At 67.8% G+C, this 15,831-nt stretch carries 10 protein-coding genes and 2 tRNA genes; 11 read left to right on the top strand and 1 reads right to left on the bottom strand.

Features of this window, described 5'->3' with window-relative positions; all coding sequences use genetic code 11:
- The first annotated feature begins 52 nt into the window (after nt 1-52).
- From I8J32_RS16040 to I8J32_RS15990, 11 genes are all read left to right on the top strand, one after another.
- A complete protein-coding gene (locus I8J32_RS16040) occupies nt 53-715 on the top strand; it encodes a MotA/TolQ/ExbB proton channel family protein (protein ID WP_200613515.1) in 663 nt (220 codons plus the stop codon).
- Between the two features lie 17 nt (nt 716-732).
- On the top strand, nt 733-1,170 hold the full coding sequence (locus I8J32_RS16035; protein WP_200613513.1) for an ExbD/TolR family protein: 438 nt from the start codon (nt 733-735) through the stop codon (nt 1,168-1,170).
- Nucleotides 1,167-2,912: a lipid A export permease/ATP-binding protein MsbA gene (msbA, locus tag I8J32_RS16030; protein ID WP_245156360.1), complete on the top strand. Its 1,746-nt coding sequence runs from the start codon at nt 1,167-1,169 to the stop codon at nt 2,910-2,912. Before I8J32_RS16035 ends, msbA begins: the two co-directional genes overlap by 4 nt.
- Complete coding sequence (gene lpxK / locus I8J32_RS16025) at nt 2,909-3,916, top strand: tetraacyldisaccharide 4'-kinase (protein ID WP_200613510.1); 1,008 nt, start codon at nt 2,909-2,911, stop codon at nt 3,914-3,916. The genes msbA and lpxK overlap by 4 nt, the downstream gene beginning before the upstream one ends.
- 148 nt (nt 3,917-4,064) lie before the next feature.
- Nucleotides 4,065-4,838, top strand: coding sequence for a 3-deoxy-manno-octulosonate cytidylyltransferase (gene kdsB, locus I8J32_RS16020; RefSeq protein WP_200613508.1), 774 nt, complete (start codon nt 4,065-4,067; stop codon nt 4,836-4,838).
- A gap of 180 nt (nt 4,839-5,018) precedes the next feature.
- The gene (gene uvrC / locus I8J32_RS16015; RefSeq protein ID WP_207526681.1) at nt 5,019-6,845 is read left to right on the top strand and encodes an excinuclease ABC subunit UvrC; all 1,827 of its coding nucleotides are present in this window, start codon (nt 5,019-5,021) and stop codon (nt 6,843-6,845) included.
- 14 nt (nt 6,846-6,859) lie between these two features.
- Nucleotides 6,860-7,453 (top strand): CDP-diacylglycerol--glycerol-3-phosphate 3-phosphatidyltransferase, encoded by a 594-nt coding sequence (gene pgsA / locus I8J32_RS16010; protein WP_200613504.1) that lies wholly within the window; start codon nt 6,860-6,862, stop codon nt 7,451-7,453.
- Between the two features lie 36 nt (nt 7,454-7,489).
- Nucleotides 7,490-7,565: transfer RNA gene (locus I8J32_RS16005), tRNA-Gly, on the top strand.
- Between the two features lie 133 nt (nt 7,566-7,698).
- Nucleotides 7,699-7,772: transfer RNA gene (locus tag I8J32_RS16000), tRNA-Cys, on the top strand.
- A 796-nt stretch (nt 7,773-8,568) separates the two neighbouring features.
- Nucleotides 8,569-11,340: an aminotransferase class I/II-fold pyridoxal phosphate-dependent enzyme gene (locus I8J32_RS15995; RefSeq protein ID WP_200613502.1), complete on the top strand. Its 2,772-nt coding sequence runs from the start codon at nt 8,569-8,571 to the stop codon at nt 11,338-11,340.
- Between the two features lie 33 nt (nt 11,341-11,373).
- Nucleotides 11,374-14,649 carry an OprD family outer membrane porin gene (locus tag I8J32_RS15990; RefSeq protein ID WP_207526680.1) on the top strand — a complete coding sequence of 1,092 codons (3,276 nt, stop codon included), beginning with the start codon at nt 11,374-11,376 and terminating at the stop codon, nt 14,647-14,649.
- Between the two features lie 36 nt (nt 14,650-14,685).
- Here I8J32_RS15990 and I8J32_RS15985 read toward each other — a convergent pair whose 3' ends face one another.
- On the bottom strand, nt 14,686-15,717 hold the full coding sequence (locus I8J32_RS15985; protein ID WP_200613494.1) for a GlxA family transcriptional regulator: 1,032 nt from the start codon (nt 15,715-15,717) through the stop codon (nt 14,686-14,688).
- Nucleotides 15,718-15,831: the final 114 nt, after the last annotated feature.

Genomic DNA, 15,831 nt, shown 5'->3' with positions numbered 1-15,831 from the left:
TATGCTATCGGTCGTACTGTCCTTCACGCGGCCGCGGGCCGGGAGTTAGCGAGTGCTGGAACTGGTCAAGGCCGGCGGTTGGCCGATGATTCCGCTGCTGTTGCTGTCGGTGCTGGCGCTGACGATCGTGGTCGAACGCGCCTGGACCCTGCGCCGGCGGTCCGTGCTGCCTCCGGGCCTTGGAAAGGAAGTGCGGGCGTGGGCCTCGGGCGGCAAGCTCGACCCGGCCCACATCGAGTCCCTGCGCGCTACGTCCCCCCTGGGCGCCTTGCTGGCGGCGGCTCTGGACGTCCGGCTGCGTCCGCGCGACCAGATCCGTGAGCGGATCGAGGACGTCGGCCGGCACCTGGTGCACCGGATGGAGCGTTACCTGAACACGCTGGGCACCATTTCTGCCGCCGGGCCGCTGCTGGGCCTGTTCGGCACCGTCGTCGGCATGATCCAGATGTTCCTGGGCATCCTCGACCACGGCATCGGCGACGTGAACCAGCTGGCCGGCGGTATCGGCAAGGCCCTGGTCTGCACCGCGGCTGGCATGATCGTCGCCATTCCCGCCCTGATCGCCCATCGCTGGTTCCGGGGCCGCATCGCCGAGTACATCGTCGACATGGAGCATGAGGCCATGCAGCTGCTGGACACCATCGACCTGCGTCCTGCCTCGGCGAAAGTCTCGGCCGGCGCGCACGGCATCACGCCCCCGGTCAGCGGCGGCTGAGCGGCGGCCGGCCTTCCATGAGAATCCGCGACCACCGCAAGGACGACGAACCGGAGATCAACATGATCCCGCTGATCGACGTCATCCTGGTGCTGATCATCTTCTTCGTCGTCACCGCCACCTTCGACGCGCGTTCGGTGCTCAAGCTCGAGCTGCCGCGCGCGACGGGCGAAGACGCCAAGGACTCCTCCCGCGCGCTCAGCGTGCTCATCAATGCCGATGGCCGCTACTTCGTCGATGACCGTGAAGTCCTGCGCGACGACATCGAGTCGCTGAAGGCCACGCTGGCCGAAGTCGCTGGCAGCGACCGCAACCGCAAGGTCCTGCTGCGCGCCGACGCCCGCACCCAGCACCAGGCGGTGGTGACGGCCTACGACGCGCTCGGCCAGCTGGGCTTCCGCCAGGTCATGATCGCCACCGCCCCGGAAGTCCGGCCGCAGGGAAAAACGCAGTGACCGACCGCGTCGCGCCGTGGCTCGTCTACCGGCGACTGATCGGGTTTGCGCGGCCCTACCGCCCGCTGCTGGCGATCGCCTTCGTCGGCATGCTGGTGGAGGCCGCCGCGGGCGGCGCCTTCACCAAGCTGATGGAGCCGGTGATCAACACCACCTTCATCGACAAGGACGCCAGCCGCAGCGCGTTGTTGCCACTGGCCATCATCGGCCTGTTCGTGGTGCGCGGCATCGCGGGCTACCTGACCGACATGAACATGGGCCGCTCGGGCCGCAGCATCGCCCGCGACCTGCGTGTGCAGGTGCTGGGCAAGTACCTGCGCCTGCCGGGATCGCGGTTCGACGTCGAACCGGTGCCGGGCATGCTGGTGCGCCTGGGGTCGGACAGCGACCAGGTGGCGCAGGCCGCCATCGACGCGATGAAGGTCATGCTGCAGCAGTCCTTCCAGGTCATCGCCGCGCTGATCGTGATGCTGCTGACCAGCTGGCAGGTGACCGTGGCGATCCTGCTGATGGCGCCGCCCCTGGCCTGGATGATGGACAAGGTGGGCAAGCGTTACCGGCGCATCAGCCACCGCATCCAGGAAAGCAGCGGCAAGCTGATGCAGGCCGCCGACCAGGCCCTTTCCAACCAGCAGGAAGTGAAGGTGTACGGCGCCCAGGGCGTGGAACTGGCGCGCTACGAAAGCCAGGCCGATACCCATCTGGGCCTGAGCATGAAGGTCGAATCCACGCGCAGCATCTCGTCGGCGGTCGTGCAGTTGATGGGCTCGGTGGCCTTGGCCCTGCTGCTGTTCCTGGCTGGGCGCGAGGCGATGGCGGACCGTCTCTCCGCTGGCGGCTTCGTGGCCCTGATGATGTCGATGATGGCCATCATCCCGGCCCTGAAGCAGCTCACCAACGTGCAGGGCATGCTGCAGCGGGGCGTGGCTTCGGCCGACCGCCTGTTCGAGGTGCTCGACGCACCCGACGAGGCCGACATCGGGACGCGCGAACTCACGCGCGCACAGGGCGTGATCGAGTTCCGCGACGTCACCGCGCGCTATCCCGGCCAGACCGAGCCGGCCATCGCCGGCATCAGTTTCACCGCGCGCCCGGGCACCGTGACCGCCATCGTCGGGCGCTCCGGCAGCGGGAAGTCGTCGCTCATCAAGCTGATCCCGCGCTTCTACGACCCCGAGTCCGGTGAGATCCGGCTCGATGGGCATCCACTGCAGGAATACCGCCTGACCGACCTGCGCAGGCAGCTGGCGCTGGTCGGACAGCAGGTGATGCTGTTCGACGGTTCGGTGGCCGCCAACGTGGCCTATGGCGAGATGCAGGATGCCTCGCCCGAAGCGCTGGAGCGTGCCGTGCGCGCCGCCAACGCCATGGAGTTCGTCGAACGCCTGCCCGAAGGCCTCGACACCAGCCTGGGCACCAAGGGTGGCCGGCTGTCCGGTGGCCAGCGCCAGCGCGTGGCCATTGCCCGGGCCATGCTGAAGGACGCGCCGGTGCTGATCCTGGACGAGGCCACCGCGGCGCTCGACACCGAGTCCGAGCGGCTCGTGCAGGACGCGTTGAACCACCTCATGCCCAACCGGACCACGCTGGTGATCGCCCACCGGCTGTCGACCATCGAGCACGCCGACCAGGTGCTGGTGCTCGACCACGGGCGCATCGTCGAACGCGGCACCCACCATGAACTGCTCGCAGCCGGTGGCCTTTACGCACACCTGCACCGCATGCAGTTCCGGGAGGAATGAGCTTGTCGCGCAAGCAATGGCCGGGGTACTGGTACGGCGAAGCCCGCAGCCCGATCGGCATGCGCATGCTGGCGGCCCTGTACGCCGCGCTGACCGGCCTGCGCCGGCGCGCGTTCGCCCGCGGCTGGAAGCGCGCGCGGCATCCCGGCATCCCGGTGATCGTGGTAGGCAACATCAGCGTGGGAGGAACCGGCAAGACGCCGCTCACCATCGCCCTGGTCGAACGCCTGCGCACCGAAGGCTGGAATCCCGGTGTCGCCAGCCGCGGCTACGGCCGCGACAATCCACGCGTCCCCTTGTGGGTCGAGCGCGACAGCGCGCCCGAGCACGTGGGCGACGAACCGGCGCTGATCGCAAGCCGCACCGGCGTGAAGCTGCGCGTCGACCGTCGCCGTGCGGACGCGGCGCTGGCGCTCAAGGAGGCCGGCTGCGACATCATCGTCTGCGACGACGGCCTGCAGCATTACGCACTTGCCCGCGACGTCGAGATCGAAGTCATCGACGGCCGGCGCCGCTATGGCAATGCCGAACTCCTGCCCGCCGGACCATTGCGCGAGCCGGTGGAGCGGGCACAGCAATGCCATTTCCGCGTGGTGAACCTGGGCGGCGTGCCGGCGCCGGGGCATGTGGGCGCCGGTTTCGGCGAATGGCCGATGCGCCTGCACGGCGACCTGGCGCTGCCCCTGACTTCCGGGCGGGCGCGCCCGCTGGCTTCGTTCTCCGGGCAGCGCGTGCACGCGGTTGCCGGCATCGGCGACCCGGAGCGCTTCTTCTCGATGCTGCGCGGCCTCGGCATCGCGGTCGTGCCGCATGCCTTCGACGACCACCATCGCTACGAGGCGGCCGACTTCGAGTTCGGCAGCCGCCTGCCGGTGCTGATGACGGAGAAGGACGCGGTGAAGTGCGGCGCGCTGGCGAACGATGATTTCTACAGCGTGCCGGTGCGCGCCGAATTGCCCGAGGCGTTCTGGGTTGCACTGCTCAGCCGGGTCCAGCGAGGGTGATCGCCCGCGGGTTCTCAGCCGTGCCGGCGCGTCGCGTGCGGACAGGCGCCAACCCCAGTTGTCGCCGATTCCGCTCCATCGCTGGACCGCTTTCTCCACGACGCCATCCACGACTGCGGCATGACCGCCACCGCATGAGCGCCTCCGCATGAGCGATCACACGTCCTTTGTCGTCGCCATTCCCGCCCGCTACGCCGCCACTCGGCTGCCGGGCAAACCGATGCAGCTGCTCGCCGGCGAACCGCTCGTGTTGCACGTGGCGCGTCGCGCGCTGGCGGCAGGCGCCACCGAAGTCTGGGTGGCGGCGGACGACTCGCGCATCGCGGACGCACTGGAGGGCAGTGGCGTACGGATTGCGATGACCTCGGCCTCGCACGCCTCCGGCACGGACCGCCTCGCCGAGTGCGCGCGCATCGCCGGCTGGGACGCCCACACCGTCGTGGTCAACCTGCAGGGCGACGAGCCTTTCGCCCCGGCCCAGGGGATTCGCGCCGTGGCCGACCTGCTCGTGCGCAGCGGCGCCGACATGGCCACGCTGGCCGCACCCATCGACGACGCCGCGACCCTGTTCGATCCCAATGCCGTGAAGCTGGTACAGGGCCACAACGGGGACGCGCTTTATTTCAGCCGGGCACCGTTGCCCTGGCCGCGCGACGCGTTCGCGGACGATCGCACCCGGTTGCCCACCGGCGGCCACTGGTGGCGGCATATCGGCATCTATGCCTATCGCGCGGGTTTCCTGCAGCAGTTCGCCGCGATGCCGCCGGGACGGCTCGAGCAGGTCGAATCCCTGGAACAGCTGCGCGTCCTGGAGGCCGGATATCGCATTGCCGTCGCCGCCACGCCGGAGCCGTTCCCGCCTGGCGTGGATACGCCCGAGGACCTTGCGCGGGCGCAGGCGCGCATGGCGGCCCAAGGCTGAAGCCCGGCGCGCAGGCCGTCGCGTGGGGACTGAACAAGGCGCCTGAACAAGTGTCCCGGCCTGCGTCGCCGCGAGTGCCCCGTGCTGGCGATCCCGCCTCCGCACCGGTCGCCGCCTTGCCCTGACGCATAATCGGCCCCAGTTCTCCCAGTCCTTTTTACGCGTCCGATCCGCGCCCCGATGACCGCAAAACCGCCCGCCTTCGACGGCAAGGCCTTCGTCAAGGGCCTGAACACCGCGCCCGGCGTGTACCGGATGATCGCGGCCGACGAGGGCGTGCTGTACGTCGGCAAGGCCGGCGCGCTGAAGAACCGCGTGGCCAGCTACTTCAACGCCACGCCGAAGTCGCCGCGGATCATGACCATGCTGGCGCAGGTCGCGCGCATGGAGGTGACGGTCACGCGCACCGAGACCGAGGCGCTGCTGCTCGAGAACCAGCTCATCAAGTCGCTCAAGCCGCGCTACAACGTGCTGCTGCGCGACGACAAGAGTTACCCCTACGTGCTGCTGACCAACGAGGACTGGCCGCGGATCGCGATGCACCGGGGCCCGCGCGCGGTGCCTGGCCGCTACTTCGGCCCGTACGCGAGCGTCGGCGCCGTGCGCGAGACGCTCAACCTGATGCACAAGCTGTTCCGCCTGCGCAGCTGCGAGGACAGCGTCTTCCGCAACCGTTCGCGGCCCTGCCTGCAGCACCAGATCGGTCGTTGCAGCGCCCCCTGCGTGAATCTGGTCTTCGCCGACGAATACGCCGAAAGCGTGCGGCGGGCCGGCCTGTTCCTCGACGGTCGCAGCGATGAACTCAGCCAGGAACTCGGCGCCGCCATGGAAGCGGCCAGCGGGCGGCTGGACTTCGAGGAAGCCGCGCGCCTGCGCGACCTCATGCAGTCCATCCGCAGCCTGCAGGCACGCCAGTACGTCGACGGACGCGCCGCCGATCTGGACGTGCTGGCCATCGCCATGCAGGACGCGGCGGCCTGCGTACTGCTGCTGGCCTTCCGCGACGGCCGCAACCTGGGCACGCGCGCCTTCTTTCCCAGGACCGGCGGCAGCACCGACGCAGCCGAGGTCCTGGCGGCCTTCGTATCCCAGTACTACGCCGAACAGGCCGCGCCGCGCGAGATTGTGATCGACCGCGACATCCCCGATCGCGAACTCATCGAACAGGCCCTCTCGGCCACCGGCGAACGCAAGGTGCAGATCCGCACCAGCGTGCGCGGCGAACGAGCCGGCTATCTCGACCTGGCCCGCCGCAACGCCGAACTGTCCCTGGCCAGCGAACGTACCAGCCACGCCGCGCAGCTGGCCCGCGCACAAGGCCTGCGTGACCTGCTCGGGCTGCCGGCGCTGCCGGCGCGCATCGAATGCTTCGACATCAGCCACACGATGGGGGAGGCCACCGTGGCCTCCTGCGTCGTGTTCGACAGCGAAGGGCCGGTGCGCGGTCAGTACCGGCGCTACAACATCACCGGCATCGTGCCCGGGGACGACTACGCGGCCATGCACCAGGCGATCGAACGCCGGTTCCGGCGCGCCGTGGAGGAGCAGACCGTCCTGCCGGACGTGCTGCTCATCGACGGCGGGGCGGGGCAGGTTGCCAAGGCACGCGCCGCCCTGGCCGACCTGGGAGTGGATGGCGTGGCCCTGGTCGGCGTCGCCAAGGGGCCGGAGCGCAGGCCCGGCGAGGAAGAATTGCTCCTTCCCGACGGCCGGACCCTGCATCCGGGCCCCCAGTCGCCGGCCCTGCAGCTGGTCCAGCAGGTTCGTGACGAAGCGCACCGTTTTGCCATTACCGGCCACCGGGGCCGTCGCCAGAAGGCGCGCAGCACCAGTAGGCTGGAGGACATCCCGGGTATCGGCCCGCGGCGCCGTGCCGCGCTGCTGCGCCATTTCGGTGGCCTGGGCGGGCTCAAGGCGGCGGGGGTGGAGGAGATCGCGCGGGTGGACGGCGTCAACGAGGCGCTGGCCGCACGCATCTATGCGACCCTGCACGGGCTGCAAACGTAAGAGAACCTGCGCGAATGAAGTTGACCGTCCCGACCCTGCTCACCCTGCTGCGGATCCTGCTGATCCCCGTGCTGGTGCTGGTGTTCTACCTTCCCAACAACTGGACCAACTTCGCGGCCGCGTTCGTCTTCGTCCTGGCGTCGGTCACCGACTGGCTCGATGGCTGGATCGCCCGCCGCTACGACCAGTCCTCGGCGTTCGGCGCCTTCCTGGACCCCGTCGCCGACAAGCTGATGGTGGCCGTGGCGCTGCTGCTGATCGTCCAGAAGCACCCGACGCCCTGGATGGCGCTGTGGGCGGCGGTGATCATCGGCCGCGAGATCGCCGTGTCGGCTTTGCGCGAGTGGATGGCTGAACTGGGCCAGCGGGCCCGGGTGAAAGTGGCCAGCATCGGCAAGATCAAGACCATCGTGCAGATGGTGGCGCTGGCCTTCCTGCTGTACTTCGAGCCGTTGCTGCTGCGGTGGTCGGGCGGGGTCATCCGGATCCCCGTGTTCACCATCGGCGAATGGCTTCTCGCGGCCGCCGCGCTGCTGACCCTGTGGTCCGGTCTGGCCTACCTGCATGCGGCCTGGCCGACCCTGAGGGAAGATTCACGAAACAGTTGACACCAAAAAATTCATGCCTAAAATGTCGGTTCCTCTGCGGGAATAGCTCAGTTGGTAGAGCACGACCTTGCCAAGGTCGGGGTCGCGAGTTCGAGTCTCGTTTCCCGCTCCAAGTTTCAGACGAAGCCCCGCTCGCGGGGCTTCGTTTTTTTCATCAGCCGCGAGCTTGTCTGCGATCAGGATTCTTTGCGATCGAGCTGCTTTGCGAAATGGTTCGCGCGCTGTCAGAATCGAAAACGTCATCCGGCCGGGTGGCAGAGTGGTTATGCAGCGGACTGCAAATCCGCGTACGCCGGTTCAATTCCGACCTCGGCCTCCAGATTGAAACCCCGCTCCGGCGGGGTTTTTTTTGTCCGTTATCCATCCCGGTTTGTGCCAGTTCGGCGATCCGGCTGCACAGGGAATCGGACCGGATGCGACCTGGCAGTGGCGCCGGGTGTCCTGTTTCCCGCTCAGGTGACGAACGACTGCGTCCCGCGTGCCGGCCAGTGGGCGGGCGTGCCCGCCTGCGTGCTGCCCATGTCCAGCGTCGAGAGCCGCCGGCGATCCCCAGATGGGCCGGATGTGTCGATGCAACCAGCGTGTGCCGTCGCCGCGCGTCCCGTCGCCGTCCCCGCAACGCATCACCACTCCTCCAGGTCCGCCGGACCTGGTGGCTGCCGCATCTGCGCGGTCGCCACAGCTCGTGCTGGTGATTCCACCAGCCTTGGGCGCCCCAGGACTCCTCGGCCTGGCAATGGACGACTCGTGCGGCGCCACGCCCTCCGAAGAATCACGCGCTAGCCCGGCCATGGGGCGAGGCATCGCACGAACGGTGCCAGCCTGGCGCAGCCCTGGCGTCCCCATGCCCTGCTCCCCCCGCGGCCGCCCATCGGCATCTGGATATTTCTGCGCAGCCATCGAACGCGCCGTCGATCGCCGGTGACGCGCGCACGCGGATTTCAGCGCCACGGGCTGTGCGCATAGGGCCAAGGGCCAATTGTGGGCTGCGCGTGAAGGGGGCTAGCGTCGAGGTCACGCCAATGCCGCGCGTGGAGACCCTTTGCGTGGTCCGCGTGGCATCGCGTCGGCGATCCCCTCACACCGCCCGCCGAACGGTACTCCAGGAGCGCTCCATGAACGACGTAGCCGAATCCAAGGGCATGGAACTGACCAGTGTCTTCGCTGCCGCCTCCGCCCGCGCGGACCAGTGGCGCCATCTCAATGCCCTGGCGCGTGCCTGGGCCGGGGCGGGCGGGCAGGGCGCCCGAGCCACGAAGCTCCGCGACCAGTGCGGGCGGCTGATGCAATCCATCAACCGGTTCGAATACTGCTGGGCCTATCCCGGCGCCCGCCTGCTGGAAGCCATCCGCGCGGCGCACGCCGGCGGCGATGCGGCGGCGTTCGCCCGTCTGGTGCAGAAGGTTTCCGGCGCGATGCTCTCGGGTGACTACCGGCAGCACGAATCGGCCTGGCAGGCAGGCGCCGAGAGCGAGGTCAGCCTGCTCGACGCGCTGCCGCCGGATGCCGATGGTGGCGCGCAGGCGCGACCGTACTTCGAAGTGCTGGTGGTGACGCCGACCGATCCTGCGAGCTGGCAGCGCTCCTCCGACGACATGCGCCGCATGCGGCGCAGCGATGACCAGTTCCTGTACGCGCCGGTGCACGTGGGCTCGTTCGAGGACGCGGCGCTTGCGGCCATGCTCAACAGCTCGCTGCAGGCGGTCGTGATCGTGGATGGTTTCGGCTACGACTCGGCCCATGCCATCCCCGACATGAAGGCCTTCCTGGCGCGCTACTTCGACGTGGACCGCGACGACATCGAGCCCGGAAGGCTCGCGACCAAGCTGGCGCACGCCATCAAGCTGGCCCGGCCCGAACTCGACCTCTACCTGCTGTCCGACCGTTCGCCGGAGAAGCTGGCAGGCAGTGAGGAAGCCGCCCCCATCCGCCGGCTGTTCCATCACGTCGAGGAACCGATGGAGCTGCACCTGGCGCTGCTGGAAGGCATACGCGACCGTTACGAGACGCCGTACTTCGACAACCTCAAGAAGTACGCGCTGCGTCCGATCGGTACCTTCCACGCGTTGCCCATCGCGCGTGGCAAGTCGGTGTTCTCCTCGAACTGGATCCGGGACATGGGCCAGTTCTACGGCTCGAACATCCTGTTCGCCGAGTCGTCGGCGACGACCGGCGGGCTGGACAGCCTGCTGGAGCCCACCGGCAACATCAAGCGCGCGCAGGAGGCCACCGCGCGCGCATTCGGCGCCAAGCGGGCCTATTTCGGCACCAATGGCACCTCGACCTCGAACAAGATCGTGGTCCAGGCGATCTGCAAGCCCGGCGACATCGTGGTCGTCGACCGCAACTGCCACAAGTCGCACCACTACGGCTTCGTGCTGAGCGGCGCGCAACCCTACTACGTGGAGGCGTTCCCGCTCACGCAGTACTCGATGTACGGCGCCGTGCCGCTGCGCACGATCAAGCACGCACTGCTCCAGTGCAAGGCCGAAGGCAAGCTCGACCGGGTCAAGGTCATCGACATGACCAACTGCACCTTCGATGGCCACATGTACAACCCGCGGCGGGTGATGGAGGAATGCCTGGGCATCAAGCCCGACCTGGTGTTCCTGTGGGACGAGGCGTGGTTCGGCTTCGCGCGCTTCAATCCGCTGCACCGCCGTCGCACCGCGATGGGCGCGGCGGCCGCGCTGACCGCCCGTTATCGCAGCAAGGCCTATCGCGATGAATACGCGAAGTGGAAGGAGGCCAATGCCGGCGGTGAACTCGACCCCAAGGATGCCTCTCTGCTCGACAAGCGCCTGATGCCCGACCCCGACAAGGTCCGCATCCGCGTCTACCAGACCAACTCGACCCACAAGTCGATGTCGGCGTTCCGCCAGGGTTCGATGATGCTGATCTGGGACGAGGACTTCCACCATGTCGAGGGCACGTTCCAGGAGGCGTTCCTGGCGCACACCTCGACTTCTCCGAACCTGCAGCTGATCGCATCGCTCGACCTGGCGCGCCGGCAGATGGAGCTGGAAGGCTACGCCATGACGATGCAGATGACCGACCTGGCCATCCGCATCCGCCAGGCGATCAACACCCATCCGCTGATCTCGAAGTACTTCCGCGTCGCGACGCCGGAAGAAATGATCCCGGCCGAGTTCCGCGAGTCGGGCATCAAGGACTACGGCGAACCCAATGCGACCTGGGACCAGATCATCGATGCCTGGGACCGTGACGAATTCGCACTCGACCCCACCCGCCTGACGCTGATCTGCGGGGCCGCGGGCTTCGACGGCACGCAGCTCAAGGGCATGCTGGCCGAGCGCTTCGACATCCAGATCAACAAGACCTCGCGCAACAGCGTGCTGGTTCAGACCAACATCAACAACACGCACAGCGATGCCGCGCTGCTGATCAAGGCGCTGGCCGACCTGTCGTCCGAGATTGATTCCCGCCTGTCCCAGCATGACTCGGCGGCCCAGGCGGTCTTCGACGCGCGGGTGAAGTCGCTGATGGTCGACGTGCCGGACCTGCCGAACTTCAGCCGCTTCAACGACGCCTTCCGCGAGGATCCCCGGTCGGGCAGCAACGAAGGCCACATGCGGCCGGCGTTCTTCATGGCCTACGACGAGGCCAACTGCGAGTTCATCAAGCTCGCCAGCAATGACATCGACAAGCGCCTGGCCGACGGTCCGGACATGGTGTCGGCCAATTTCGTGATCCCGTATCCGCCCGGCTTCCCGATCATGGTGCCGGGGCAGGTGATCACCGCCGACACGATCACCTACATGCGCAAGCTCGACGTCAAGGAGATCCACGGCTACCAGGCCGCGCAGGGTCTCAAGCTGCTCAAGCCTTCGACCTTGACCACCAGCAAGGCCTCGTCCACTCACTGAAAGACCACGCACCGTCAACATGCGGAGGCTGCCATGCAAGCGTTCTTCACGTTCCTGCAGGAAAACCCCTACATCCTGCTGTTCTTCACGGTAGGCATGGCGGTCTGGGTCGGCAAGTTCTCGATCAAGGGCTATGGCCTGGGCATGGTGGCCGCGGCGGTCGTCGTCGGCGCGGCGCTGGCGACTTGGGCGTCGACCTACGGCGTCAAGCTGCAGCTCGACAACTTTGCCAAGTCGCTCTTCTATTACCTCTTCATGTATGGCGTCGGGCTGCGTGTCGGACCGGCGTTCTTCAACAGCCTGAAGAAGGACGGCATCACCTTCACCATCCTTGCGGTCATCTGCTCGGTGCTGGGTCTGGCCCTGGTCGTGATCATGACCAAGGTCTTCGCGCTGCCGCCAGGCTCGGCCGGCGGCATCTTGGCCGGTTCGCAGACGATGTCCGCGGCGATCGGCACGGCCGAGATGGCGGTGGAGCAGGGCGCCTACAAGATTCCTGCCGGCGGCACTGCCGAGCAGGTCTCGGGCATGATCGCGCTGGGTTACGGCGTGACCTACATCTGGGGCACGGTCGGCATCATCCTGATCTGCAAGTACCTGCCCCGCTGGTGGGGCGTGGATGCGCGCAAGGCGGCCAAGGAGTACGAGCTCGAGCACGGCGTCCAGAACGTCGACGACGCAGCGCTCAGCGGCTATCGCGCCGGCGGCCTGCGGGCCTATCGGCTCGACAACCCGGCGTCGGCCGGAAAGAGCATTTCCCAGTTCCGTCAGACCTACCCGCAATACCGCATCGTCAACGTGATGCGCGGCGATGAAGTGCTGGGGGCCGCGCCGGACGTGGTCCTTCGGCAAGGCGATCTCGTCGCCCTCGGCGGTCGCCTGGAAGACCTCACCGCCAACCTGGGGCTGCTGGGCGAGGAAGTGCCCAACGCCAAGGTGCTGAGCATCCCGCTGGACCAGGCCGAGATCCTGCTCACCAACAAGGACTTCGATGAGAAGCCGCTCAAGTCGCTGGGTGCAACCGATGTGGGCGGGCAGATCGGGCTGAGCCGCATCGAGCGCTCGGGCGAGGTGCTGCCCCTGGGTACCGAGGTGGCGCTCAAGCGCTTCGATGTCCTGTACGTCACCGGCCTCAAGAGCGCCGTGGACAAGGCGGGCGAGGTGCTGGGCAAGATCGCGCGCCCAAGCACATCGACCGACCTGCTCACGCTGTCGGCGGGCATGGTGATCGGCTTGCTGATCGGCAAGATCACCGTGCCGGTGGGGGACTTCTCGGTGGGCCTGGGCAATGCAGGCGGCCTGCTGTTGTCGGGCATCCTGGTGTCGTCGATCGTGTCGCGCCTGCGCTTCTTCGGCAGCACGCCGAACGCGGCCCGCAACATTCTCGAGGATCTGGGCCTGGTGACCTTCATCGCGATCGTCGGCATCAACGCCGGTGCCACGCTGCTGGAGCAGCTGACCGGCGCCATCGCGGTCAAGATCTTCGTGGCCGGCTTTGTCGCCAGCACGATTCCGCCGTTCGTGACCCTGGGCCATCGGCTACCACATCTTCAAGATCAATCCCGCGGTTCTCATGGGCGGCGTCGCGGGCTCGCGCTCGCACTCCGGCCCGGCGCGCGAGGCCTCCAAGGAGATCGGCAGCAGCGTGCCGTGGGTGGGTTTCCCGGTCGGTTACGCGGTCTCGGGTGTGCTGTACACCGTATTTGGCTACTTCGCGATGTTGCTTTCCCAGTAAGCCCCGCAACCAGGGCGCCAGGAGGTCACATGGACGCAGTCAGCAGGGTTGATGATTCGCGGCGCCGCCCCGGCGTCCGGCTTTCACTGGCGCTTGCGTGCATGGCGTACCTGGCCTCGATGCCGGCGCGGGCCCAACAGCCCGCGCCGCCGGCGGCGCCGGCTTCTTCGACGTGGCCAGCCGCGACGGCGGCCCCGGCCGCATTGGATGCGTGGCTGGTCCCGAAGGCGCAGGCCCCGCAACCGGCTACTCAGGTGGCGCAGGCGACCCCGTCCTCCCAAACGCCGCCACCGGTGAAGGAAGAGGATGAGGAAGCCGCCGCGCCGGTCGATGCCGCGCTCAGTTCGACCGAGCAGGGGCAGACGCCGCTGGACGAAAGCTTCGGACCACGTTCGCACGCCGAGTGGGTGCGCGAGACCCGCCGGCAGGCATGGGCGGACACCGAGTTGAAGGCGCAGCTGCGCACCTACTACCTGGATCGCGAGAAATACGACGATTCCGAGAGCGAGGCCTGGGCCATCGGCGGATCGCTGGGCTTCAAGACCGGCTATTTCCGCGACATCTTTTCCATCGGCGCCACCGTGTACACCTCGCAGAAGCTGGACGGTCCCGATGACAAGGACGGCACCCTGCTGCTGGCGCCCGGCCAGGAAGGCTACACGGTGCTGGGCGAGCTCTACGGCGAGTTCAAGTTCAATGACCAGATCAAGGCGACCGTGGGCGCGCGCGGCATCGACACGCCTTTCATCAACCGCAACGACTCGCGGATGACGCCCAACACCTTCCTGCTGGCGCTCGTGCAGGGCCAGCATGGCAACGGCACCGACCAGAGCCAGTGGCGTTGGGGCGCGGCCTATGTCGACAAGATCAAGGAACGCAATTCCGACGAGTTCGTCTCGATGTCGGACGACGCCGGTGCACCCGACGACGTCGACCACGGCGTGTTCGCGGCCGGCGTGAACTACAAGCTGGGCGAGCTGTCGATCGGCGCCATCAACTATTACAGCGACGACATCATCAACATCTTCTATACCGAGGCCAAGTACGGCTTCTCGTTGACCGACACCATGAAGCTTCGCTTCGGGCTGCAGTTCACCGACCAGCAGAGCGTCGGCGACGAGCTGCTCACCGGCACCGACTTCTCGGCGCACCAGTGGGGCCTGAAGTCCGAGCTGGCATGGGCCAGCACGCTGCTCACCGTGGCCTACACCAGCGCCAACGGCGATGCGGACATGCGTGGCCCCTGGAGCGGCTATCCCGGGTACACCAGCGTCCAGGTCGAGGATTTCAACCGCGACGGCGAGGATGCCTGGCTGGTGCGACTGGGCTACACGCCCAAGTGGATGGACGGGCTGAGCATGTACGCGCTGCACGTCACCGGCAGCGATCCCGACTCGCCGACGGCATTCGAGCGCGACGAGACCGACTTCAACGTCCAGTGGGCGCCGACGGAAGGCGCGCTCAAGGGCTTGATGGTCCGGCTGCGCTATGCGCGCGTCGACCAGGACAACCCGGCGGATGCAAGCGACCTCAGCGACTTCCGCGTGATGGTCTACTACGACCTGGCGCAATAGCGCAGGTCGCCGGTCCGGCACGTCGGCTGGCTGCGGTCAGGGCGCCGGCACCTGCTGCAGCGCGCCGAAGCGGCGCCGGTACTGGGACGGCGTCAGCCCCATGCGCCTGGCGAACAGCCGGCTGAAATAGCCCGCATCCCCGTAGCCGCAACCGCCTGCGATGGCCTCGATCGGCCAGGCGGACGTTTCCAGTTGCTGCCTGGCTTGCTCGAGGCGCAGCGTGTGCACGTATTCCAGCGGCGTCATGCCGGTGGCCTTGTGGAAGCGTCGCTCGAACGAACGCTCGGGCAGCCCGCTGTGCGCCGCCATCGCCGCGACCGGACGGGGCACGTCGTAGTGTTGCGCGATCCAGGCCTGCACCTGGCCGATCAGCGCATCGTCCTGCTGGCGCGCGTGGCCCGAGCTGGCGAAGGGCTGCCGGCCCACGCCGCGCCAATCGATAAGGTTCAGTCGCGCAACCCGCATGGCCGCATCGACGTCGAGCAACCGCGCGATCAGCAACAACGCCATGTCCATCCATGTCGCCCCGCCGCCCGACATCACCAGCCGCTGTCCTTCGCCGGCGACCACCAGCGCCTTTTGCGACTGCAGCCGCACGCGCGGGTAACGCTTCTGCATCCGCTCGCAGCAGGTCCAGTGCGTCGTGGCAGGCTGGCCATCGAGCAGGCCGGCCTCGGCCAGCAGCACGGCCCCGGAGCCGGCCGCGGCGAGGGTGGCGCCCTGCGCGTATCCGCGCCGCAGCCAGTCCACTTCGTCTCCAAGCAACCCGCCCAGCCGGCCCAGGTCCTGCGGTACGACCAGTTCCGGGATGCAGACCAGATCCGGGTCCGGGAAGTCGGCGAAGCTGCCGTCCGGCGTGAGCCGCACGCCATGGGCCATCGTGGTCGGTTCACCATCGCGGGAGAGGATGCGCGGACGCAGCGGGCCCGCAGCCGGCGTGCCTTTGACGGAGGGCTCGCCGTCCTGCCCGGCGCTCGCCAGCAGGTCGAACATGCCGTACAGCGCGGATGCGCCTGCCTCGGGGCAGGCCAGGATGGCGATCACGAGCGGGGCAGGGCCTGTGCGCACGGGCGGAGTGGATCGCGTGGCGGAATTGCCCGGTTTCTTGCGGAAACGGCTTTGTTCCCGGCGCGCGGCCACGCGGCACGCTGCGGCACAATGGGTGCCCCCGCCGTCGAGTCG

Source organism: Lysobacter solisilvae, from assembly GCF_016613535.2.
Lineage (GTDB): Bacteria > Pseudomonadota > Gammaproteobacteria > Xanthomonadales > Xanthomonadaceae > Agrilutibacter > Agrilutibacter solisilvae.
The sequence above is the reverse complement of the archived record's forward strand: the minus strand, read 5'-3'. Positions and strand labels throughout refer to the sequence as shown.